We start from the raw sequence: 22,666 nt of genomic DNA, 5'->3' as shown, positions 1-22,666 counted from the left end.
CACCCATATCTACACCATCGTTAATACACTCTTCCCCCCCCCCCCGCTCTCCCGATCTGCCGCTACGCGGCGGAAACAAGCAGCGCTCCGCGCTGCTGCCGGCGCTCCGCTCCGGCTTGCCGGGCCACTCCGTGGCCCGGCGGCTCGGATCGCTCCGCGATCCAGCCTGATGGAATCCGCTCCGCGGCTTCCCTAAAGCGCAGCTAGGTGGGAGGGCCGGCGGGTCGTCAGTCATGCTCGGCGAGTTCTGGGTGGCGGAGCTCTCGCACGGCTTGAGTTGAGGGGCCACACCCCTCGCGGCTTCCCCGAAGACCCGGGGGGGGTTCCCTCGGGTTCCCATCGTGGCGAAGCTGACGTCATTCCTTGTTCTTTGGATGCAGGAAAATCTAACTGATCTTCGAGAGATCAGGGGGGCCCTCCCCGGGTGCGGGCCTGATGGGAGGTACGGTCCAGTTCTCATGAAGGATCTCCTGCATCAACTGGCTTTGCTCTTCAGCTAGTTGATCATTCTTGTACTTGGTGCGCGTCTTGGACAACCACGGGCCGATCATGACGCGCTCGCCATCCGCCTCGATCCACTCCCGGGCGCCGGGCGGACGGCCGTGCCGTTCCACGAAGGCCCGGAGCAGCAAGGCGTGTTGTTTGAAGGAGCGGTGGCGTCGTGGGCCAGCGGTCGAAGGGGTGGACTTGGGGGCGGGGAGCGGGACTTGGTTGGGACTCAGGCCGATGCGGGCAAGGAGATCGCGCTGGCCGGGGTCGAGTTGGGGCCAAGTGGTGAACTGGCGGTGCAGCCAGGACCCGGACTTCGCTCCGTCGATCATCGTGTCGCGGCGCAGCGTGGCGGGGTGGTTGCCAGCTTCGATGTGGCGGCGCAGGAGGTGGTATTTGCGGTGCCAGTCCGGGCCGTACGGGAGTGTCCAGGCGGGGTCGAGGTCGGTGAGCTGGGCTTCGCGGTCGGGGTCGAGGAGTTCCTTGCGGGCGAGGCCGCGTTGGTTGACGAGGAACTGTCCGCCGGGGGCGGTGGCGGGGATGGCGAGGTGGCCGTGTTCGTCGTGGAAGGCTTCGAGGACGGTGAGGTTGGCCTGCCAGGTGGCTTCGTGGTCGTCCCAGACCATGCCGAGGTCTTCGAGCTCGGTGATCCAGTCGGGGTCGAGTGTGCCTTGGTGGTGGGCGGTGCGCTGGCCGGTGATGAAGGCGCCGAGGCGGTAGCCGTAGGTGTCCTCGAAATCGGTGGGGACGCGGAGGTGGCCGTGTTCGTCGTGGTAGCGGATGGCGGCGGCCAGCCCGGCGCGGCGGGGTTCGGAGAGGGCTGCGCCGGCGGCGGGCCAGGCGAGGAGGTCCATTGCGCGGGCGATGGAGCCGGGGTCGAGGGTGAAGTCGAAGCGGAAGCGGCGTGCGAGGAGGCGGTGGGTGTCGCGGTCGAGGCGGTGCTTGGTGTTCTTGCGTGGGGCGCGGGCGGCGATGGTCTGGTCGTGGCGGCGCAGGGCTGCGGTGACGAGCCACAGGGCTTCGTAGGGGGTGCCCAGGAGGTCGGTGGGATCCGCTTCGGGTGGGATGTGGGCGGGGATGACCAGGCTCGCGGTCTTGGTCTTGAGGGTCGGGGGCTTGCGCAGGGCGCGGCCGAGGGCCTGGACGATGCGGCGCACGCTCGCGGTGCGGTCCGCGAAAACGACGGCGTCCACGGCCGGCAGGTCGATGCCCTCGCCCAGGACCTGGGCGTTGGTGAGGATGGCGCGCTGGGCTTCGATGAAGTGGTTCTGGATCTTCTGGCGCTGTCCGGGGGTGTGGGTGCCGTTGATCGACTGCACGAGCAGATCCGTGGTCCAGGCGGGGCGCTGGGTTTCGGGGAGGGTGCGCAGGGTGTGGGTGAATTGGCGGGCGAAGTCTGCTGCGTCGGCGACCTGTTGGAAGTAAACGATCACGTGGTGGAGGTCGTGTTCGTGCATGGCTTTGAGGACGGCCAGGTGCAGGGCTGTGGTACGGCGGGCGTTGGGGCCGAATGCGGTGCGCAGGTCCGGGTCGGTCAGGGCGGTGCGCAGGTCGGCGTCGGTGATCGTGGGGATGAGGAGTTGGTAGTCGGCGAGGACGCCGTCGTCGATCGCGTCTGCGTGGGGGTAGGTGTGCAGGCGTTTACCGAAGACCTTGATGTCGTCCATGGAAGCGATCAGTGATGGGGCGTCCCAGGCGGGTGCGGTCGCCGGGGTGCGCTTGGGCTGGGGGCGGGTGTCTGGGGCCTCGGACAGGCGCGGTGCTTGCCACTCGTAGGGGGTGGCGGTGAGGTAGAGGCGGCGGTCGGCGGGGATGCGGTGGTGGTCGTGCAGGGCGGTCCAGTGTTTGTCCCAGCTCCCGGCAGTACGGTGTGCCTCGTCCACGATCAGCAGATCGAAGGTGGGTGCGGGGAAGGTGGAGTGCTGGGTCTCCTCGATCCTCGGCAGGGAGTCCAGGGTGACGAACACGGTCGCCTTCTTGTGCTGGGTGAGCCAGTACGCCAAGAACGCCCCCGACCCTGTGCTGACCGCTTCAGCCTGTGCGAGGAGGGGGTGCTTGTCCGCGCGCAGCGAGGAGACTGCTATCAGCGGTTCCGTGCGGCCGTCCGCGCGGGCGGTCTGGGCCCACTGGCCGATCAGGTCCAGAGACGGCACCGCGACCAGGAGGTGATTGATGCTGAGTGCTTCGGCGGTACGCAGCGCGATCAGGGTCTTGCCGGTGCCGCACGCGGAGACCATGTGCCCGCGCGAGCCGGGCTTCCTCAACCCGCGGACTCCGCTGTCTACCGCCGCCTGTTGGTCGGGACGCAGCGTACGGCGAGGGACAGCGGGGGCGGGGGCTGTGAGTGCTGCAGTGGTGGGTTCGGTGGCAGGGGGCATCACGGGCAACCTCGGCTCACGGCGGCAACGGGCATGTCCCATCCTCCCGCACTTGAGGTGGCCCATGCGGACAGCTGAACCCGCCTCCATGTGGGGCAGGAGGTGGTGGTGTACGCGCGCGGGGGAGGCTGGAGGCTTCGCCTGTTCTGTGCTGTGTGTTGTCAGGTGTGGCTCGTCGTGGGTGCTTTCCTGCGTGCCGCAGCAGCGCGTCGGGCCTGGGCTCGCGCAGCGTGGTGGTGTTCGAGTGCTTCGCGGGTGCGTTTGGGGATGACCAGTTTCAGCTTGGTGGCAGGCGCGACGAAGGTGCTGGCGCCGGTGCCGTAACGGCCTCGGCGGGTGTCGCTGTCGGTCTTGTAGAGCAGGACGTCGACGATGCCGAGGGTGCGGAGGTTGGTCAGTGCTCGTTGGGCGTCGTCAATGTCGCGCCAGTCTCGGGTGTAGACGCAGATGGGGCGGCGGGTGTCGTCGCTCTTTGGGCGGGTGTTGATGAGTGTGCCTGCCTTGCTGCGGTAGCCGAGAAGGCCGTCTTGGGTTGCGGCGTGGATCGTGGTCCAGGAGGCGTCGAGGAGGCTGAGTGGTGTGAACCAGATCCATTTGCCGCTGAAGGGGTGGTCATCCTCGGTCAGGGGGGTGTCCGGGGCTGCCGCCCATAGCCAGGGTTTGATGGTCTCGCGTGATGGGGTGGTGCTGGTGGGGGCCTCGGGTTGAGCCGATGGGGCGGTCTTGGCGTTCATGATCGGCACCGTATGCAATATTTGTTAGCTTTTTCGTCTATTTACCCGTTATGGGTCTTGTCGAACGGAACACCCCTAGGTGGCGTCGCGACCTGGCGCTGACCGCGTGCTGCGCTGCCGCTGTGGCGGAAGCGGACCGCACTGGCGATCCAGGCCAGCGTGCCGCCCGGCTCATCGACTGTCTCGGGGTTCTGCGCTCGGCACACGATGCCGGCGTGGCCGCCGCCTTGGATATGGGCGTGCTGCGGCGCGGTCTGCGCCGTGGGCTTGCGCCTCTTCTGCCCGCTGGCAGCGACGACGACCCGCTCGGCGAGATGAGGCTGCTGGACGAGGACGGCTTGCTGTGCGATGCCGTGGAGGACCTGGGCCGCGAACACCTCGTGCCGCAGCAGGCGTTGATGGAGTACTGGCCCTGGGCGCGTTTGCACGCCGAGCAGGAGGAGCGGCAGCTGTACTCGGAGATCCGGCGTCTTCCGCCGGACGATTACGCGAGGGTGCGCGAGCTGCTGGCGAGTGATCCGGTGGCGGAGCAGGGTGTGCTGTGGGAGAAGTGGGGTGGGTTGTGGGGGCGGTTCGGGTTCTTCGAGCCGGTCTCGTCGTGGCCGTGGTGCAACGCGGCGGGCTGGTGCTTCCCGTGTCCCACCTGTGTCTGGCCGATGCGGGCTCAGTCCGCTGGCGACGGTGTTTTCGTCGTGTCGTGCGACGCCCACCTTTTGGAGGGGGCGCAGTACACCTACCGGCCGGTGCGGGGCGGCGGTGTTCCGGTCCTGGAGGGCGGGGGCGGCTTGGCCGGTTTGGTGGAAGGCTTCCCGGCTGCTGGTGACTACTTGGCGGTCTCCCGGACGGTGTGGCGGTATCTGACCCTGCCAGGGCGCATGGAGTTCGCGATCCGGGACGCGCTGACCGGCATCGCCGGTCTCGACGTCCTCATGTATCCGGACGGCGACCGCTACGACTTGCGCATCACGGCCGCCGACCCGCTGGTGGTCAAGGCGTGGCGGGTGGATGCAAAGGCGTGGCGGTCCTTCGGCGCCCTGGCCGATGCGTTGCTCGAGCGTCCCGCGATGGGTGGAGCGGTACCGCTGACCATCGTGGTCCCCCACCGGCAGCGGTCCGACCTTCCGCTGCTGCGGGCGCGTCTTGCCGGACGGCCGGACTTTGAGGTGATGACCGACAAGGCCCTCGTCGCTGAGGTTCTTCGCTGGTGCCGGGGTGAGTCGTGAAGACCGGTGAGGTCCGTGAGGCATTGCAGCGCTGTGCCATCGCGGCGTATCTCGCCCTGTCCCAGCAGTACTTCGCCTTCGAGACCGTCGATGGCCGACGCGGTGTGCCGCTGGACTTCGCGGCGATGTTCGCCGCCCGGCGCACCGATCTGTGGGGCGCGTGGTTGTCACTGCCGCGCGCCGAATACGAGCTGGTGGGGCGGTTGTGGCGGGCGGTCAGGCAGGAGGGGGACCTGGCGCAGCCGGAAACGTTCCGTGAGGCGGTGCTGGAGTACGCGGTGGCGTCCACGGCGCTGTTCCGGATTCCGGAGGAGTCGAACGCGGATGAGACCCACTGGCTGGTGGCCTGCCATGCTCAAGAGCCTCTCGTCCTGGCCGAGAATCTGGTTCAGGAGGCCGAGGACTACCGGGGCATGCTGGAGATGGCGCTGCCGACGGCCGGCGAGGGGCTGTGGGCGTTTGGTCACGACGGGCTGTACACGGCAGAGATTCCTGCCAGCGAGAAGAATGCCTTCGTGGCGCCGGTCCGGCTGCGCACCGAGCCGTTCCTTGACGAGGTGAGACTGCCGCGCGAAGCCGTGATGGACCGCGTGCTGGGCCAGGCGAGAACCCAGCCGGAGAAGTTCGGGTGGAAGCCCGGCCTGCTGCAGGGGTTCTTCGACCGGCTCACCGACGCTTACGGCCGTACGGCGGCGGAGCTGCGGCTGCCTGCCGGGGCGATGACGCTGCTGAATGCGCCCACGGGGGTAGGCAAGAGCGTGTTGATGCGTGATGCGGCGCACCTTCTTGCGGCGAGCGGCCAGGGTCCGGTCCTCATTGTGGTGGGCCGCATCCGTGAAGGGCTGGGAACCGCCGAGCAGTTGGGTTCGGACAACGCACTGGTCGAGGAGACAGTCGCCGCTGTACAGGACTCGGCGGAGCGGGCCGGAAGGCCCCTGCGGGTGGTGGCGTGGGTGGCGTCTTCGCGCTACGACGACCAGGCGGAGCTTGCGTTCTCCCAGGGACGCGAGGACCGGTTCGAGCAGTTCGCCGGCGGCTGCGAGATGACCGGCTGGCAGGTGGACGGCCCGCGGCTGGACCGCACCAGGCTCCCCTGCGCCCAGTTGGAGTGGGTCGACGGGCCCGCCGAGCCGGAGTCTGGCGGCAGGCATCTGTGCCCGCGCATGGGGATCTGCCGACGCTTTGAGCATATTCGGCGGGCCGCCGAGGCCGACATCATCGTGACCAACCACCACAACCTGATCCGGGGGCGCTGCAAGGTGCCCGTGGAGGTGGACGGCGAGCGGGTCGTCAGCGACATGAGTGTGCTGGAGTTCGTGCTGCGCCGCTGCCGCGTCGTGATCATCGACGAGGTTGATGCCTTCCAGTCCACCTGGTGCACGCAGGGCGCGCAGGAGTTCACCCTCATCAGCCGTGGCCGCGGCAGCGGAGGGCGGCTGGAAGAGGTCGACCGGCACCGCAACGGCCTGACTGCGCTGAAGAACCTGCTGGTGACCAGCCCGCTAATGGAGGCGCGCCGGCTCAGCGAGACCTTCCTGGACAACGTGTTGACCGGACATCTGTATCTGGAGTCCGAGCAGGAGCGCCAGAACCGTCCCGGCTCCGGCTGGTACATGGTGGGCAAGAAGGACGCCGAGTTGTGTCGCATCCTGACGGGCGCCTCACCGGATGCCGAGGTCAGTGAAGGAGTCCACCAGGCCTATCTGGGGCTCTTCCCGGGTGAGCAGACGAACGCCGAGGTGCCGGAGGGCTGGCAGCCGCTTGCCGAGCAGATCCGCCAGGCTCTGGTCGGCAAGGTCCAGGGCACTCGCCGCAGCAGAAAGCTCGCGGTCTTCAAGGATTCCATCTCTCGCATCCTGGCTGGTGCGCCCTTCCATGTGCCCGCCTCCCGGCGCGCCGCGCTGGTCAATGATCTGCTGGTGCGGGCCTGGCTCGGTGCGCTCCACAACGAGCTGCATACCTTGAAGTGGTCGCTCCTGCCGCTGCTGGGGGAGCTGAACGCGGCAACTGACCTGGTATCCACGATGGGGCTGATCCCCCGCGATGAGCCGATTCCCTATGGGCCGCTGGGGCAGAACCTGTACGGGTTCAAACTCGACAAGAACGCCGGCGGGACCGGCCGGCTGTCGCTGCAGTCTCTGGGCGGCGACCCGCACACCTCCACTGTCCGCCTCGGCGACACCGTCGCCCTGGCGACGGCCGGGGTGCGGCGCAGCGTCCTGGGCCTGTCCGCCACCGCGTTCTTCCCCAAGGCCGCCCTGCAGCACGTGCACACCCTGCCCGCCTACGTAATGACCGATGCTGCGGTCGGTGCGGTCACCGCCCACGCCGGGAGCGTGTCGGCCACCGATATCGGCTGGCAGCCGATCTCGATCGGCGGCGTGGAGGAGAGACGCAAGCCCTCCGAGCTGCGCAAGCTCGCCGAGCGGCTGTGGCATACCCAGTTGTCGACGCATTTGGAGAAGGTCGCCCGCAACGACCCGCTGCGGGAGCTGGCGCTGCTGGCCGGGAACTCCTACTTCCACGCGGAGGTGATGGCCGCCGGGATCGCGGCCGCGTGCGGCCGCCCGGAATGGGTCGCCGTCCTCGTCAGCAACAACTCGTCCTCCTCCAAAGCGGCCGTGGCACTGCCCGAGGGTGTGGTGCGGGTGACCATCGACGCGCTCGAAGACCTGCCCGCCACCCATCCGAGGGTGAAGGTGATCTGTGCACCGCTGTCGGTGGTTTCCCGCGGCCTGAACATCCTCATCCCGCACACAGACCGCTCGGCGCTCGCCTCGGTGTGGGTAGCGGTACGCCCCATCACGCACCTGCACGAACCGTCCGTGATGTACGCAAGCATCAACGCCTGCGGCGTCGCCGCCGGTACCGTCAGCGCCGACCCTGCGGGGATGCTCGCCTCCCAGCGCACTGCGGCCATCCGCCAGCGGGAGTTGCTGCTGCGCACCGACCCGCGGTTCTCCCGCATGCCGAAGTTCCTCAAGACCGAGGTGCTGGCGGGCATCCTCGTCGAGCTCATCCAGCTGGCCGGGCGCGCGCGGCGCGGCGGCACCCCTGTTGAGCTCTACCTGGTCGACCACGCCTTCTTCAACCAGCAGTTGGGCTGCGACTTCCCCCGCCTCCTGCGCTCCTACTACGACCAGCTCGACACCGACGAGCAGGACATCTTGTGCCGCGTTTACGGCTCCACCCTCACCGCCTGGCTAGACCTCGCCCACAGCGGGGACCTACTGCCCCATCTCGTCACGTTGATTCCCGCCCCGGACCTGCACGACGAAGGACTTGAGTAATGCCGTCGAATGACACCCGCATGTCCGTGCTGGCCGCACCGTTGACCAGCGACCTGATGGGCACCGTCTGGCTGTACCGCTTCCCAGACAAGATCGAGCACGAGTGGAAGAGGCTGCGTGCTACCTACTGCGGCAAGACCGGCTCGAAGGCCAACCTGCCCTATGCCGGGCTGCTGACAGTGCTGCGCGCCAGCGGTGCCACCAGTGCCACGCTGAATCCCACCAGCAAGAGCAAGCCGCCTCAGTTCCTCGCGCTGTCCAAGAAGTTGCCTGGCGCGCATCTACGGGCCGCGGTGGCCTTGTGGGAGCAGGCTCTGCTGCAGACGCCGGCGGAGGAGATTTCCCTGGCCTACAACAGCAACCTCGCTGACCTGTTCGCCTCGGTGGAGCCCGAACACGTGGCGGTATGGGACCACGTCCGCCACGGCCGCCGTGCTGTGGACGCGGACGGCTGGGTGTGGGACGCGGCCAGCTCGAACCTTGCCTCTCTGGTGGCCAAGACCGCTTTGCCGGTCGACGGCCGCACCATCGCGCTGCGCCCGGACACCGAGAACAACGTCATGGTCTGGGACACCGACCACCTGTGGTCGAACAACTGGCTCGATGCCCGCCCCGCCAAGGACAAGAAGAACGACAGCCCCAAGAGCGCTGCGGATGAGTCCCAGGCGCCGGAGGAGTGGAAGGTCAGGCGGCACTACGCCGCGCTGCGGGTGGAAGTAGCGATGAAGTCGCTGCACTCACTGCCCGTACCGCTGGTGGTCATGACGCCCCGCGTTTCCAGGCTGAGCAACCAGATCAACGGTGCCCGTACCGCTTGGTGGGCGCCGCGCTCCCCCAGCCGGCCGCTGCTCTGTCTGAACCTGGGTGGCAAGGGAAAGTACACCCACCTTGAGCACACCAGCCGCCTGGCTCTGGATGCGTGGGTGCGGCTGATGGACGAGCCCGTGTTCCCCCGCGACCCCGAGGACACCGAGTTCCTGCCCGTGAGCGCCATGGACCTGTCCGGCGAGCCCGGCGCCTTCCGTGCGCTGATCCCCTTCTCGAAGTCCTTCCCCCTGGGCAAGGGGGTTGGTCTGCACACCGTCGCCGCTCTGGCCGACCACCTGTCCGAGGTCACCGGGCAGGATCTCATCCGCGGTCGGCAGGTCGCAAAGGTCCTTTCGGTGGCCGCCCGCAAGACCGAGTACGGCCGTGATGCCACGTTGCTCGACGACGTCGACCTGAAGGACATCATGGCCGCCGCGGGCTGCTCCAAGCTTCGTATTTTGGCCCTGTACGAGCACCAGGAGATGCGTACCCGCATGCAGCGGCTGCTGGCCTACCACTTCAACCGGCCCGACCTGGCTTCCGGGATGCCCGACGACGAGATCGTCGAGCTCGGCTGTCACACCGAGGTATTGCTGCACCGGGCCCCTCAGCTGCTGTCCCACGGCAGCCACCATGACCAGCGTGGCGCGCTCACCGATGCCCTGCCTGGGCTTCAGGCGGAGGGCACCGGGGTACTGGCCCTGGTCGAGACCGAGTACGACGCCAAGGAGTGGGGCCGCCAGCGCCGCGCCGCCCGCCGCGGAGAGGACGGCGCCGTCGACCCGTACACGCTGGATGCCAAGCCGGAAGTCTCCCGGCATCTCGCGCGTCACGGCGTGCTCGCCCAGTTCCTCACCCCCACCACGAAGAAGCTGCGTTCGAAGAAGAAGGAACGGGAGGCTGAGTCCCCACTCGAGGCGCTCGGCATGGAACTTGCCGCGGACTTCCCCGGCCACATGGCCATCGGCGACATGCTGCGCGCCGCCGGACTGGTCCATCCGCGCCTGACCCGCGCAATCTCCACCGGCAAGGGACTCAAGGACCGGGTCGCCCACCTTGGCCTGCACATGCGCGCCCAGCTCGGCGAAAAGCACACCCACCGCACCGAGGAGCCCAAGCTCATGTGGGTCCTCACCGCGTTCGTCCCCGTAGGCGAGCACTGGGAGACCCTGGCATATCTGCCCGCCGACCGGGGCGGCCGTGGCGGCTGGTTCAACTACGCCCGCGCCCAGGGGCTGTCGCGCAGCCGACCCATTCCCGAGGGCAGCCGCGGTGACGACACCCTGCCCCGCCGTATCGACCACGCTCTGTTCGAGCTGGCCCGGCGCCTGGAGTGTGGCTATGTGCTCTACGTCTCCGGTGACTCCACCCGCCCCGTCTGGCCGCTGCTGTCGAACAAGAACGCCGACCTGCGTCCCAACGACGAAGGTCTGGCAGGCGGCAGGCCGGCGTTGCCCGGTGCCACGCTGGCGCCCGAGTACCGGCCGCGAGCCGTCATCCGCACCACCTCCAGCGCCGACCCGAGCATTCCTGTGCCCGCGCTCTTCCACGAGATCGACGAGGACGGCACCGAACACGACGGCGACAAGACCAGCAACGCGCTGTTCCAGCTCGACCACACCGACACGACGTTCCTCATGAGCCGGCGCCCCCACCAGATGGACGGCAAGACCCCCTCGGCCAAGTCCGGCCGCACACAAGGGCGCTGGGCGTGCGATGACAAGGAGCAGCAGGCCGAGACCTGGTACAACCTCACCGCTACCGAGATCGCCGTCATCCAGCGGCCCGACGGGGACGATGCACTCCCCTACGCCCTGACCACCGCGAGGCTATGCAACCACGCCCTCGCGTGGGAGCACCGCACTCGCCACCCGCTGCCCATCCACGCCGCCATCCAGATGGACAAAAACCACCCCGAGTACCGGCGCACCATCGACTACGAGGCTGACGACGCCACCGGATGACCCCCGACCGGCACATAGGTTGCTGCGCGTTGTGCAGAGATCTCCCCTGAGTGACGACTTGTACCTATGATCAAGACGGGCAGTCGCCGGGGAGTGTCTCGGCGCCGTCGTGCCCGTGGGGGTGGTAGTGACGATCGTGCGGGTGGAGCCGACCAGAGAGCAGACGGCGGTGCGTCTGCTGCTCATCCTGGACCGGCTGGGCGATCCCTGCGCTGCCGGTGACGGGGCTCCACCGACGGCGGTCCGGGTGATCCGGGCACAGCGCAAGCTCGCGAAGCTGGATTTCCTTGTGCGCAACCCTGACTATCTGGCGGACCAGATCATTACCGCGTGCGAGCAGGGGCGGCTGACGAAGGAGCGTCTGCTGGACGCGCGGGCGGTACTGGAGGAGCGCGAGCCTGAGCTGCACACGTACCGGATGCTGCGGAACCGTCATGGAGCGTACGAGCCCATGAACAATGCGCTGGCGGTGCTGCGGCATCCCGGGCTGATTCAGGTGGTGCGTGCCGGTAAGTCGTCTGACACGCATGTGCGGCGGCGGGACTACTACTTGCTGGCTGCCGGTGCGGAGTTCGCGCAGCGGCTTCGCACCGAGGTTCCCGTACTGGCCTGGTATGACCAGCAGGTCTCATACGTCCGGATGGTGGCCGAGGGGATGTCGGCCGAGGAGCTCAAGGCCCTGCAGTACGAGCACGCGGAGTATGCGGGAACGCCGGTGGGCCAGATGATCGCGGGGATCTCTGAGCGGGTGCATGCACGGCTCGCGGCGGCGTTGGAGCGGGAGGGACTGGCATGAGCGAGGAGCAGGCGGACACCGGGCCGGTGGAAGCGTGGCTGGCCGAGATCGCAGCCAAGTCCCGGCAACCGCTGCCTGTGGTCCGCAAGGTTCTCGATCATCACCGTGTTCGGCCTCAGATGGCGCCGCCGCGGCCCCATCGACTGCTGGTGACCTCGGTCGCCTTCGACGGTGTCCGGCCGGCTGCGGATTCCGGGGCCGGGGAGGGGGGAGGTGAGCCGTTTGCCTTCTCCTGGGATCTGAGCCCGGGACTGTGGTGTCTTGCGTCCCTGGGGAAGAACGAGGCGGGCAAATCCAGCGTCCTGGAGATCATGCTGTGGTGTCTTCGGGGGCGCAGTGGCCTGCAGCGCGACGTGCGCCACTGGCTGCGTGCTGTGCAGGTCGGCTTTGAACTCGACGGCGAGCCGCTGCTGGTGGACATGACGGTGCGGGCCGGCTTGCCGCAGGGGCATGTGGTGTCCACGCAGTCGGGCACCGTACTGGTCGACTTCGACGGGCTGGCCGACTTCGAGGAGGCCATGGACGCGTTCATGCTGGAGCGGCTGGGCCTGGAGCCGCTCCGCACAGCGCAGGCTGCTCCCGGAGGCCCGGACGAGCCTCCCATCACCGGCGAGCTGTCATGGCCGTCGTATGCGAGCGCCTTGCACATCAGCCGTTCCGGTCTGGGCAACCTGCTGGGCAACGATGCACGCCACGGGCTGCCCACCCGGCTGCTGGAGTTGTTCCTCGGCGCCCCGTGGGCGTCAACGAAGGTCGAGGCCGCGGTCGCCCTGAAGATCGTCAAGGCGCAGCTTTCAGCCGCCCGCAGTCGGGCCGTCGGTGACGCCGAGGCACGCAAGGCCCAGCTGGAGGAACTGTCCCGGCGGCTGAAGCAGGCCCAGGACCAGCTTGCGGCTCTTGACGGGACGGGCGGTACGGCGGCGGACCTGCAGCAGCTGTACACGGAACTTGCCGCCTCCACCCAGGCTGAGGTCACCGCTCAGGACATCGTGCTGGCCGTCCGGTCGACACACAACGAGCTCGAAGCACAGCGCCGGGACCTGGCGGCAGCCGTACATACTGCGGAGGAGGCATCGCTGGCCCGGGCTTTCTTCCACACCCTGATGCCCACGGTCTGTCCGCGCTGTGACACAGCCGTGGACAAGGCCCGGTGGGAGAGGGAACAGGAAGGGCACTGCTCGCTGTGCGCCTCGGATCTACACGAGGCGCACAGCAGCGCGGACGAGGACGAGTCGGGGGCTCAGACGGCTGACCTGCGCCAGATGCTGGTCGAGGTCCAACAGGCAGTCGACGGCGCGGCGGCAGAACTGGCCCAGGCGCAGCAGCAGGCGTCGCAGGCCGAGGCAGGCCGGGAAGGCGCGGCAGACCGTCTGCAGGAGAAACTGGGCTCCCCCGGCCTGCGGGAACGTCGGGAGATGGAACTGGTGGTCGCCCGCCTGGAGGGAGCGGTGGAGGAGCGCAGTGGCCGTTTCGCCGACCTGGACGCGTCAGTGGACCTTGCGCCCCTGGAGCGGGCTAGCGCGGTGCTGGCAGCCGCCGAGAAACTCGCGATGGACCGGCGCACCCAGGTGCTGAAGAAGGTCCTTGGGGATGTGGAGAAAGACATCGTCGTGATGGGCCGGGCTCTGGGGCTGGAAATGCTCAAGGAGGTCAAGCTCGGCGGGAACGCCTCGTTGACGGTGTGGAAGGGCGGGCAGAAGCACAGCTACGGCTCGCTGACCGAGGGGGAACAGCTGCGACTGAAGATCGTGACCACGATCGCCCTGCTCCGGCACGGATACCGCAGCGGAGTGGGCCGGTACCCGGGGCTGCTGTTCATCGACTCGCCCGGTGCGGAGGAAGTCGACGGCGGAGACCTGCAGCACATGCTGCGCGATCTGGTGACCCTGACCGAGATGGTGCCGGAACTGCAGGTCATCGTCGCGACCGCCCGGGGTGCCGAGGTCAGGGAAATCGTGCCCGCTGACAATATGCGCCTGGCGGCCGAGGGCCAGCGCCTCTGGTAGAGCCGGCCGGCAGGAGGGAGGCAGCCGTGAGCAGTGAGCAGGACCTTCTGGGCCCCCTGGTGGCGGCGCTGGATGCTCACCTGCCTCTGCCGTCGTTGTCCGACCTCGGCGGAGCCGCTTGCTCAGTGCCGACACCAGCGCCTTATTGGCCCGGGATGAGCTGCCCGAGCTGATCGCCCTGATCGTCGAGGACCCCGAGATCCTGCACAGCGACATCGGCCGGGGCTTTCTGCTGGAGGCCGCGGCAGCTCCCACCAGCCCGCTGATGCTGGAAGCGGTCGTCGATGCCTTCCTCGGCCATCCTGCCGCCGTCGCCGAACTCGGGGACGATCTGGTGGATGTCTGGCTCGGCACCAGCCGGCAACGCGGCGACCTCATCGGCGGCATCGCGCTGGAGGGCAGCGCTCGCCTCGTCCTGGCGGACGCGAGCACCCCCTACGCACTGCTCGACCGGCTCAAGAGGATGCGCCGGGAGATCTCCGGGCTGAACGATGACTTCGCCGGCCGCGCGGTACGCGTCGCCGGAGCGGTGGCCGAGCACTTGCCCGCGCCGGATGTGCCGGCCCTGCTTGAGACACTGCTGAACGTCGACGATGTCGCCGAGGACGCCTCCTTCGAACTCGGCATGCTGGCGCTACGGCACGCCCTAGAGACCGAGGACGCCGAGCAGGCCCGGATCCTGCTGGTCACCGCCCGCGCTCATCTCAGTGACGCCCACTCCGACGAAGAACGCCCGGATGCCGCCGCGTTCGGCGTGGCCATCGACGCCGTCCTGGCCTACTCCGCCGGTGCATCCGTTCCCGACTCCGCCCGCCGCCTGCTGGAGGAGGCGATCCTCGAGATCCGCCTGAACCTGCTGGGCATGCCGAGCACGTGGCGCACTCCCCGCTTCGACACCCTGGCCGCCTGGCACCAGCTCGCCTCCTCCCTCGAACAGGCACAGGCCGCCGACCGGCCCGGCTCATGGCTGCACGCCAGCGCACTGATCAACCACCTGGTCTCGGTCTACTCAGCTCACCGCACCCTGAGCCTGCTCACCCCCGCCGGTACCGACCGGGCCGCCGCCCCTGCGGCAACGGCCCTCACCGGGCTGCACGCACTCCTGGCCCCTCGCGTCGAACGCGCCTTCCTCGCTCATGAAGGCGGCCGGGCGATCCTGGACCAGTGGCTGGAAGAACTCCACACCGCCCCCGACACCGACGGCGACCCCGCCACCTCACTGGTACGTCAGCAGGCCCGGGAACTGCGCGAAGTCCTCGCGGCCGAAGGGCCGGGCGATCCCCCAAAACCTGACAGCCCGGCGTCTGTTGCGCTCGCCGGGCTTGTCGGGACAGAAAGCGCCCAGCGCATCACCGCACGCTTGGCGGTAGAACCCGACCTCAACGAACGCATCACCGCCATGCTCGAAGCACGAGCCGCCCGCGAGCCCGTCGACGAAGTACCGATCATCGCCAGCGCCTACCGGTGGGCGCAGCAGCAGCTCAGCCAGCAGTGCCCCGACGGCTACAGCGGACAGTTCGCCGCCGACATCGACACCCTGCTGATCTACCTGTTGCGGTTCATGGACCTGCGCCTGTCCGAGACACAGAAGTACGGCGGCGACGCCCGCGCCTACCTGCGCGAGATCCCGCCCGGCGCCGATAGGCCCCGGGAGAAGGAACTCGGCAAGGACCTGCGTGACTTCCTGCGCGGGGTAGGCCTGCGAATCGAGCTGGAAGTGGACAACGTCGGCGCCGGCCGGGTCGACGTTGCGTGGCGCCCTCACGACGAGCTGATCACCATGGAGCTGAAACGCGACTGGAAGGACATCACCTGGGACGCACTCGCGGATAACTACGGGCCTCAGGCCGTCTCCTACCAGGTCAGCGGGCGTCCCATCAACTTCTTCGTCGTCCTGGACCTCACCGACAAACCAGACGGCCTGGCCTCCCTGCCAGCCTGCGCCCACGTCCGCACCTTCCCCGGCCCCGCGGGCGACCCCCGGCCCCGCACGCTCATCATGCTCCGCGTCCAAGGCAACAAACGCCACCCCAGCTCTCTGTGACCGCCCTCCCCCAGATGGCGTCCCGCCAAGTGGTGTAGCCGATCAAGCTCGCGGAATGCCCAGGTCACGACACTGATCGCCTTTGCTGACTCGCCAGTTGGGGGCGGTGGAGACGTGGCCAGCGACTATCGTCCGGTCGCCCGCGGCGACGCCGAGTACGTCGACCTCAGGGAGGAGGGAGGCAGGGCTTGATCGCCTACACCACGACAGGGGACGCGACCCGAGGGGGGCTCCTCAACGGCTGCATGGGGGCGTCCGACCCCTCATGGGCAAGCCCGAGATCTGCTTCGCGTAACAGTGCCCGGCGGCCCGTGACTGTCAGTCCTGCCCGACACACTGCCCCGCATGATGAACCGAGAAGAAGCCGCTGCCGCACGGCAGCGAGTGATGCAGGCGTACGCACAACTGCCGCAGGCGGTACCGGAAGTTACTGCCGACGATTTGCGGCAGGCGAACCGACTGGCCTGGGCAGAACTGGAGATGGCAGGCGCGCCCTTGGATGCGCCCGGCGAACGAATCTACGCTCTCGGCTTCGTAGGACCCGGGCCAGGCCTAAAGGTCGGGTTCACCAGCTCACGACCAGGGCAAACCGGCAGGTCTGACAGGACTGCCGCTGCGCGCATCAAGTCCCTGGAGCGGGTCAGCCTGGCTCACTACACGGTCATGGTGCGGGCCTGGATATCGAGGCCGGTAACCAACGCCCGCGACTGGGAGGCTAAATCCCTCGCTGCACTGGAGGGGCTTGAGGGATCCACGGCGATAGGCGAGTACTTCCGTGGCGTCGACTTCGACTTGGCTTTGAAGATCATCCATAGCGTCCGCAACGACTCCATGACCTCAGTCCGGCGAGCAGGTAGGTAAGCGCTGGCACCTACTCAGCGGATTCCGGCGTTGCCTGCTGCGTCAGCGCCCGGTCGGCGACGCCCCCGTGCGGGATCAGGCAGGCATCGCTGGGGAAACACAGGGCTGCAGCGCGCTCCTGATCTACGCCGCTGGCCGGTCAGCAAGAAACGAGGATCTCGATTTTCCTCACATTCTCTCATTTAGATGTAGACTGCCCCCATGCCTAAGAACATCACGGTGGACGATGTCACCCACACCCAGATCACCCTGCTCGCCCGCGCCTGGGACGTCACCCCCGGGGAGGCGGTGCGCCGGTTGGTCGATCACTTCCAGCACCCCTCCCCCGCCGCAGCCCCATCAGCACCCGCAAGCAACCAGGTTGCCGTCCACGCCATTTACGACGGAGTGCGCATCCCCGGCCTGTACGATCCCGCAACCCAGGCACTCACGATCACTGAGGGCCCGGCGGCCGGCACGTACCGCACCCCCAGCGGGGCGGCCAGCGCGGTCCTGCAAGCCCTCAAGCCGCACGTGAAGCCCAACCGCAACGGCTGGGGCTTTTGGGCTCTCGACGACAGCGGTGAACTCCTTCAGGCGCTCCGCCGACGCTGAGCGGCCGACACCTCCCGACCCTCAAAAACTCACTCTTACTCAATGACACTCACCTATGCTACTATCGACGCTCAATCGCGGCGGTGGCGCCGTACCGCCATTGCGCGCACGATCCTGGGAGTCGCATTTGCACAACGACCGAGACCCGCTGCTGAGCCAACGCTCTGCCCTCATCCTGCTTTTGGGCGTGCTCGTGGGTATCGGCGCCGGAACCGTGGCCGCGCTCGGAGATGCCGACCCGGCCACCGCCGTACTGACCGGTGCAAGTGCCTGCGGCGCAGGCATCATCTTCTTCAACGCCACCATCGCCTAGAGCCCGCCCAGCCTCGGAACGCGGTCGGTTCTTCCTGGTCGATGGGTTCGGTGAAGTCCTCGCCGATGCGGGCGGAAGCCCTCCGCCTCCGGTCCCCAGGACCGGAATCCGAAAGTCGACGCTCACCGAAGCCGACGGCCACTACACCTTCACCACTGGCGGGGGCGACGGGGCGATGAGGCCGACAGGTGCCACGGCCTTACTCAATGCGGCGAGGCGATGGGCTTGTGGGGTCGTGCGCCCAGAAGGCGGCAGTGACACGCTGGACGAGGAGGGACTGGTCGCTCGGCGGGTCGTTGTCGCTGTCCACGGCGTGCGGCACGAGGACCCTGGTGCGGGCCACGTGGCGTACATCCTGTGCCATGAGCGGGCGCAGGACGTTGACGAGTTGTGTGGCTGTGCAGTTGGGGTCCGGCAGCACGATGGCGTCAAGGTTGCGGGGCATCGAGTTGTAGCTCCTGCGTACGCAGTGGATGACCGGCTGGTCGTGTGCGTGCCGCACGGCCGGATCGCCTTCCAGATGGATTTCCGCGTCGAGCATGTCCACCGCCAGTTGCATAGCGAACTTCTGGGCCTCGGCCCTGGTGGCCAGTACGGCCACGACGCGGCGCAGCCGGAGCCGTTCGATGATCTGCGCGGTTGCGTTGGCTTCGGTGGACCATTGCCGCGGACGCCGCGAGGCGGGGTTCCTGCGGACTCGGACCACCGCCAGCTGGCAGGACGCCAGCAGTTCTTCGTCCTCCAGTGCCTGTCGGCTCGTCGGGACGACGTGGCTACCGAAGATCTTTTGTGCGGGCATGTGGACCGCCCAGTCCACATCGCGCGCCTTGAGGCCGGGTGCCATCTGGCGGGGGATGCGGGGAGTGGCCGTCAGATAGATGCGCCGCCGGGCAAGGATGCGGTCGTCGTAGTGGATGTCGGCATAGGGGTGTTCCGGCGTGATGATGCCCTCTGCCGTGCGGTGCGCTTCTTCGACGACGAGATGTCCCCAGGCAGGAAGGTCGTGGCGGCGGTGGCTGTCGACGACCAGCCGGGCATCTGCGTAGCGGGCGAACACCAGCGCTCCGGGAGGCTGCTGTCTGATCCAGTCGGCCAGATCGGCAGCGCTCGTCAGGCGGGTGCCACCGTGAGGGCCAAAGCCCAGGCCCGCGTGCGGCCTGTCGCCCGTTTTCCGCCAGGTGGCGGCGGCTTTGCGGAGGTGGAGCACGTCCGGGCCGAGGATCAGGCAGGTTTCGGGGGCGAGTTCAAGCACGGCGGAGGCGATGGTGGTGGTCTTGCCTGCTCCGGCTGGCATGCTGATCAGCGTCCGGTGGCCGCCCCCGCCGAAGATCATCGGGGTCAGGCCCGGTGGCGGCTCGCTCTCGGCTGTCCAGAACACCGGGTCGTGTGCGCCCACCAGCGCGGCAGTGTCCTGGAGGGCCGGTTCCTCTCCATCTGCGGAATTGCCCGTGACGGCAGCTGGGGTCTGTGTTGAGGGAAGCGGTGCCGGCGGCGTCTGTGCGTGCTGGAGGGCCGGTGTCCACTCCATGGCCAGTGCTTCCAGGGACGTGATCTCCTCGCTGCCGAGGGCGTCTTGGCGGGCCTGTGCGCGCAGGTCGGCGATCCATGGGCCGAGCGGGAAACGCCGGTCGCCTTCGCCTGCGTGGAAGTCGGGCGGGACCTGCAGGTGGTGGTGCTGGCGGTAGAAGTGCCGGGCTGCGCGCAGGCCGCCTGCGAAGTGGTTGGTGGGGGTGCGGTGCAGTGCCAGGGCCAGCGGGCTGTCTTTGAACGGCAGTGCCGCCAGTTGCTGGCGCTGCTCCTTCTCCAGGGTGGGGAACATGTCGAACTGCCGGTCGAGCCAGCGGGTGGCCTGGTCTGCGTCGCCGGGCAGGGGGCCGGGGGTGATGACCGGAGGGGACGTGCTGTCGCGGACCCGTGCCAGGGTGCGCTGCCATGCGTCGGACCAGTGGGGGTTCCACCAGCGGTCGATGTCGCGCAGGGCGCGCCGGTAGGGGTCGGGCAGGGTACCTGCGGCGTCCTGGCGGCGCTGCTGCAGGAGCCACTGCGCGAGGGGGCGGCGCTGATAGGTCTCCTGCGCGTCGTGGGGAAGGAGGTGGCCGTGCTCGCGTGCGTAGGCCTGGGCGGTTTCGAGGAAGGCCTCGGTGCTGTCCGGGTCGTGGCGCCAGGTGATGTCGAAGGTGGCCAGCGCGGCGACACGGGCCGCGGGCAGGTGCCCGGCGGCCTTGAGGGCGCGCTGGTATCCGAGCCAGCAGCCGAGATGGAACCCGTCATCTGTGATGTGGTTGCTGGGGACGTCGAGATGCCCGTGCGCGGTGTGGAAGGCCCGTCCAGCGGCCATCCCGGTGTCCCAGATATCCGGTTCGGGTTCCATGATGCGCAGCATCAGGTGCGGGGCGATCTCCAGGGCGCGTGCGGGGCGGATGGCGTAGTCGGGGGTGGAGATGAGTAGGCGACGGCCGCTGATCGGCAGGCGGTAGAAGTAGTGCTCGTCGTAGGCCCGCAGCGCGATCATGACTTGGTGGAGCAGGTGGTAGGGCGTGCCGAAGGTTGCTTCTTCGGGGCGTTGCCCGGGGCCGAACAGAACGGGGATGATCAAGGTGGAGACCTTGTTCATGCCGGGGCCGATGCGCAGGGCCCGTCCGATGGCCTGGATGATGTCGATGGTGGATTGCTTGGGGTCGGCGAACAGCACGGAGTCGGCCAGCGGGAAGTCCACGCCTTCGACGCACAGGCGGACATTGCACAGGACGCGGAGCTCGGCGAGCGAGCCCTTGCGCTGGTCTGCGGGGGCCTGCCCGAAGTGGCTCATGCGTTCGCGCCGCACCTGCCGGGAGTGCTCGTGGTGGATGCTGGAAACCCACAGGCCGTCCGCGTGTCCGCCAGGGATGGCGGCCGCGGTCTGCGGGAGGGTTTCGGCGAGGGCGTCGCACTGCGCGATGCTGCGGCTGAAGGAGACCGCCCGCTGAATGTGGTGGTCCTCGCGGGCTTTGAGCAGGGCCAGTTGGGCTGCGGCGACCCGCGCGGCATCGGCCTGCGGGGTGCGGCCCCGCTTGGTGCGGCTGGTGAGGAAGGCGCGCAGCTGCGGGTGGTGGATCTCGGGGGCTGCGATGCGGTAGTCGGCGAGTCTGCCTTCGTGGATGGCCTCGGCCAGGGAGTAGCGGTAGGCGACGGTGCCGTAGAGGGACACATCGTCCATGGAGGCGATCGGTTCGGTGACGATGCCCCGGTTGACGTCCCAGATACGAGGCGTGGCGGTGAGGTAGAGGCGGTGGCGGGCGGGGATGGCGTCGTCGTCGTGGATAGTGCCCCAGGCCTTGCTGCGCGCTCCGGCGGTGCGGTGGGCTTCATCGACGATGGCGATGTCCCAGCGGGGCAGTTGATGGTCATGGTGGGCCAGACGGAGCTTCTTCAGCGCGGCGTAGGTGGCGAAGACGTTGACCGGGCCGTCGGCGTCTCGCACGGCATGGGCCAGCTGCGCCGGGTCGCCTGTCATGGTGAGGATGCCGTCGAGGACGGGCTCGCTGGTCTGCCGGTCGGAGCAGACCCCGAGGTAGCGGCCCGGGCGGCCGGCGGTGTACCAGACGCGGGCGGTCTGGTTCAGCAGGTCTAGGGTGGGCAGCAGGGTCAGGCTGCGGCTGTTAGTAGTGATCTCGTGGGCGACGTGGACGGCGAGGTGGGTCTTTCCGGTACCGCACGGCATGATCACCTGCTGTCGTGTGCGTCCCATCGCGAACGCGTTGAGCACACAGTCCGCGGCATCACGCTGACGGGTCCACAGCTTGCTGGACAGGCGTTCGCCGGGAAGATCAAGCTGCACGGGCCAACTCCGCAGTTCTGGCAGGTCAGTGGGTCTGCAGGAAGAATGCGCAGCACAACGCCCCCGCACCGCCCGCCTGCGGTATCGCCACACGATCAAGTGAACTGCCATACGAAACAGGCCCGTTCTGTTCCTACGCGCTATGTAACTGTGCAGGTACAGCGCACGGGTGAAGACTGTGCGAGGCCGATGTCTGGCGGACAGGGCGGGAGTCATATGGCGTGGGGCCGGAGTCTGGCGCGTGTGTCCGTGCGGCTGGCCGGCCATGAGTCGAACTGCTCACTGCTGTGGCGTGTGGCGGCGGCTCAGGGGGTGGATATCGCCTTCCTGCTGGACGAGTTGGGCGACGGAGAGCCGGGACAGCAGGCGGTACAGCCGCATCTGGCCGAGGTCTTCTTGAGCGCTCCGGCCGCCGAGCGGCTCGCCGCGATGCTGAATGTGGAACTGTCACGGCTGCAATGGGCGCTGCCTCATCTGCGCGAGATCCACCTGTTGCCCGGGCAACAGGCCCGGTGGGAATGGCCGTGGTACCCGATGGAGCACTACCTGGTCCCGGCCTGCAGCCGGTGCGTGGCGCTGCGCGGCGGCGGGTGGGGGCCGATCTGGCTGGTCTGGCCCGAGTCCTGGAAGATCTGCGACCGGCATGGCCAGTTCACCCATGTGCGCCAGTCCGGCTCCGGCGTGGAACTGGTCCCGCTGGCGCAGGTGGTGCGGGCGCACCGGCAGCGCCGGCGGTTCGAACGCCGGCACGGCCCCGCCGGGGCGTACCTGGTCGCGGACGCGTTCGCGGTCACCGGATGGTGGTGGCGCACGACGGTCGTGGGGTGCTGGGCGCGGCGGGCACAGCGCGCCGGGCGGCCGGAGGGCGACCTGGAGTCGGCGTGGCTGTGGATGTACCCGGAGGCCGTCGCAGTGGCCCGCGCTCTGCTGGACTACGAGCGGCAGCGCGCGCTGCAGGGCGCCGGGCCGTGGGCTGTGGCCGAGGCGCAGCTGCTTGAGCGCCTGGCGCAGCTGGCCGTTGTGCTCGAGCTACCGCCGGAGATGTGGCGGATCCCGGTGGCCCAGTGGCTGCACCAGCATCACTGGTGCATGCCGCCGGTAGCGCAGATGGCCGGGCCTGGCCGGCCGGTGACGGCGCTCATCCACGCAGACGACGAGCAGCAGGGATCCCTGGCCGAGCTGTGCTGTCTGCCCTGGGACTGGAACGACCCGTCCGTGCCCGTGTGACGCCGGCGCGGCAGCGTCGGCTGCTACCCGCGGACCACAACTGCGCAGGTTTCGGGCTGGTGTTCGCCATGCCCTTCATGCGGGTGATCGGCTGCTGCTGCGGCGGCGGACGCCGCCCTCCTT

General features: G+C 68.4%; 13 protein-coding genes. 10 read left to right on the top strand and 3 right to left on the bottom strand.

Annotated elements, in window-relative coordinates; all coding sequences use genetic code 11:
* Positions 1-386: 386 nt before the first annotated feature.
* Positions 387-2,867, bottom strand: a complete 2,481-nt coding sequence (locus AB0M67_RS39255) for a Helicase associated domain protein (protein WP_365752722.1) — start codon at positions 2,865-2,867, stop codon at positions 387-389.
* 161 nt (positions 2,868-3,028) lie between these two features.
* Positions 3,029-3,601 carry a putative phosphothreonine lyase domain-containg protein gene (locus AB0M67_RS39250; protein WP_365752721.1) on the bottom strand — a complete coding sequence of 191 codons (573 nt, stop codon included), beginning with the start codon at positions 3,599-3,601 and terminating at the stop codon, positions 3,029-3,031.
* 50 nt (positions 3,602-3,651) lie between these two features.
* Between AB0M67_RS39250 and AB0M67_RS39245 the strand changes: the two genes are divergently transcribed.
* The 9 genes from AB0M67_RS39245 to AB0M67_RS39205 all read left to right on the top strand — a co-directional run bounded on the left by AB0M67_RS39245 (position 3,652) and on the right by AB0M67_RS39205 (position 17,499).
* On the top strand, positions 3,652-4,824 hold the full coding sequence (locus AB0M67_RS39245) for a hypothetical protein (RefSeq protein WP_365752719.1): 1,173 nt from the start codon (positions 3,652-3,654) through the stop codon (positions 4,822-4,824).
* Positions 4,821-8,114: a hypothetical protein gene (locus AB0M67_RS39240; RefSeq protein ID WP_365752717.1), complete on the top strand. Its 3,294-nt coding sequence runs from the start codon at positions 4,821-4,823 to the stop codon at positions 8,112-8,114. Before AB0M67_RS39245 ends, AB0M67_RS39240 begins: the two co-directional genes overlap by 4 nt.
* Positions 8,114-10,885, top strand: coding sequence for an RNaseH domain-containing protein (locus AB0M67_RS39235; protein ID WP_365752715.1), 2,772 nt, complete (start codon positions 8,114-8,116; stop codon positions 10,883-10,885). Before AB0M67_RS39240 ends, AB0M67_RS39235 begins: the two co-directional genes overlap by 1 nt.
* Before the next feature lie 127 nt (positions 10,886-11,012).
* Complete coding sequence (locus tag AB0M67_RS39230) at positions 11,013-11,681, top strand: hypothetical protein (RefSeq protein WP_365752714.1); 669 nt, start codon at positions 11,013-11,015, stop codon at positions 11,679-11,681.
* Complete coding sequence (locus AB0M67_RS39225) at positions 11,678-13,687, top strand: hypothetical protein (RefSeq protein WP_365752712.1); 2,010 nt, start codon at positions 11,678-11,680, stop codon at positions 13,685-13,687. The genes AB0M67_RS39230 and AB0M67_RS39225 overlap by 4 nt, the downstream gene beginning before the upstream one ends.
* A 118-nt stretch (positions 13,688-13,805) precedes the next feature.
* Positions 13,806-15,731, top strand: coding sequence for a hypothetical protein (locus tag AB0M67_RS39220; protein ID WP_365752711.1), 1,926 nt, complete (start codon positions 13,806-13,808; stop codon positions 15,729-15,731).
* A gap of 345 nt (positions 15,732-16,076) precedes the next feature.
* Positions 16,077-16,592 (top strand): hypothetical protein, encoded by a 516-nt coding sequence (locus AB0M67_RS39215; protein ID WP_365752710.1) that lies wholly within the window; start codon positions 16,077-16,079, stop codon positions 16,590-16,592.
* Between the two features lie 201 nt (positions 16,593-16,793).
* Positions 16,794-17,186 carry a hypothetical protein gene (locus AB0M67_RS39210; protein ID WP_365752708.1) on the top strand — a complete coding sequence of 131 codons (393 nt, stop codon included), beginning with the start codon at positions 16,794-16,796 and terminating at the stop codon, positions 17,184-17,186.
* Between the two features lie 127 nt (positions 17,187-17,313).
* Complete coding sequence (locus tag AB0M67_RS39205; protein ID WP_147286008.1) at positions 17,314-17,499, top strand: hypothetical protein; 186 nt, start codon at positions 17,314-17,316, stop codon at positions 17,497-17,499.
* 199 nt (positions 17,500-17,698) lie between these two features.
* Here the strand turns inward: AB0M67_RS39205 and AB0M67_RS39200 are convergent, their stop codons facing one another.
* A complete protein-coding gene (locus tag AB0M67_RS39200) occupies positions 17,699-21,316 on the bottom strand; it encodes a Helicase associated domain protein (protein ID WP_365752706.1) in 3,618 nt (1,205 codons plus the stop codon).
* A gap of 243 nt (positions 21,317-21,559) precedes the next feature.
* Here AB0M67_RS39200 and AB0M67_RS39195 point away from each other — a divergent pair, with 243 nt between their 5' ends.
* On the top strand, positions 21,560-22,543 hold the full coding sequence (locus AB0M67_RS39195; RefSeq protein ID WP_365752705.1) for a hypothetical protein: 984 nt from the start codon (positions 21,560-21,562) through the stop codon (positions 22,541-22,543).
* Positions 22,544-22,666 lie beyond the last annotated feature (123 nt).

It is taken from the genome of Streptomyces sp. NPDC051662 (genome assembly GCF_040681655.1).
Taxonomy (GTDB): Bacteria; Actinomycetota; Actinomycetes; order Streptomycetales; family Streptomycetaceae; genus Streptomyces.
Note: the sequence above shows the minus strand (reverse complement) of the source record. Positions and strands in the feature narration are given on the sequence as shown.

What these genes read in the sequence shown, in the direction of transcription:
- AB0M67_RS39225 (WP_365752712.1), top strand. Translation starts at nt 11,678, where the DNA reads ATGAGCGAGGAGCAGGCGGACACCGGGCCGGTGGAAGCGTGGCTGGCC.
- AB0M67_RS39235 (WP_365752715.1), top strand. Translation starts at nt 8,114, where the DNA reads ATGCCGTCGAATGACACCCGCATGTCCGTGCTGGCCGCACCGTTGACC.
- AB0M67_RS39245 (WP_365752719.1), top strand. Translation starts at nt 3,652, where the DNA reads ATGGGTCTTGTCGAACGGAACACCCCTAGGTGGCGTCGCGACCTGGCG.
- AB0M67_RS39210 (WP_365752708.1), top strand. Translation starts at nt 16,794, where the DNA reads ATGCCTAAGAACATCACGGTGGACGATGTCACCCACACCCAGATCACC.
- AB0M67_RS39215 (WP_365752710.1), top strand. Translation starts at nt 16,077, where the DNA reads ATGATGAACCGAGAAGAAGCCGCTGCCGCACGGCAGCGAGTGATGCAG.
- AB0M67_RS39255 (WP_365752722.1), bottom strand. Translation starts at nt 2,867, where the DNA reads ATGCCCCCTGCCACCGAACCCACCACTGCAGCACTCACAGCCCCCGCC.
- AB0M67_RS39250 (WP_365752721.1), bottom strand. Translation starts at nt 3,601, where the DNA reads ATGAACGCCAAGACCGCCCCATCGGCTCAACCCGAGGCCCCCACCAGC.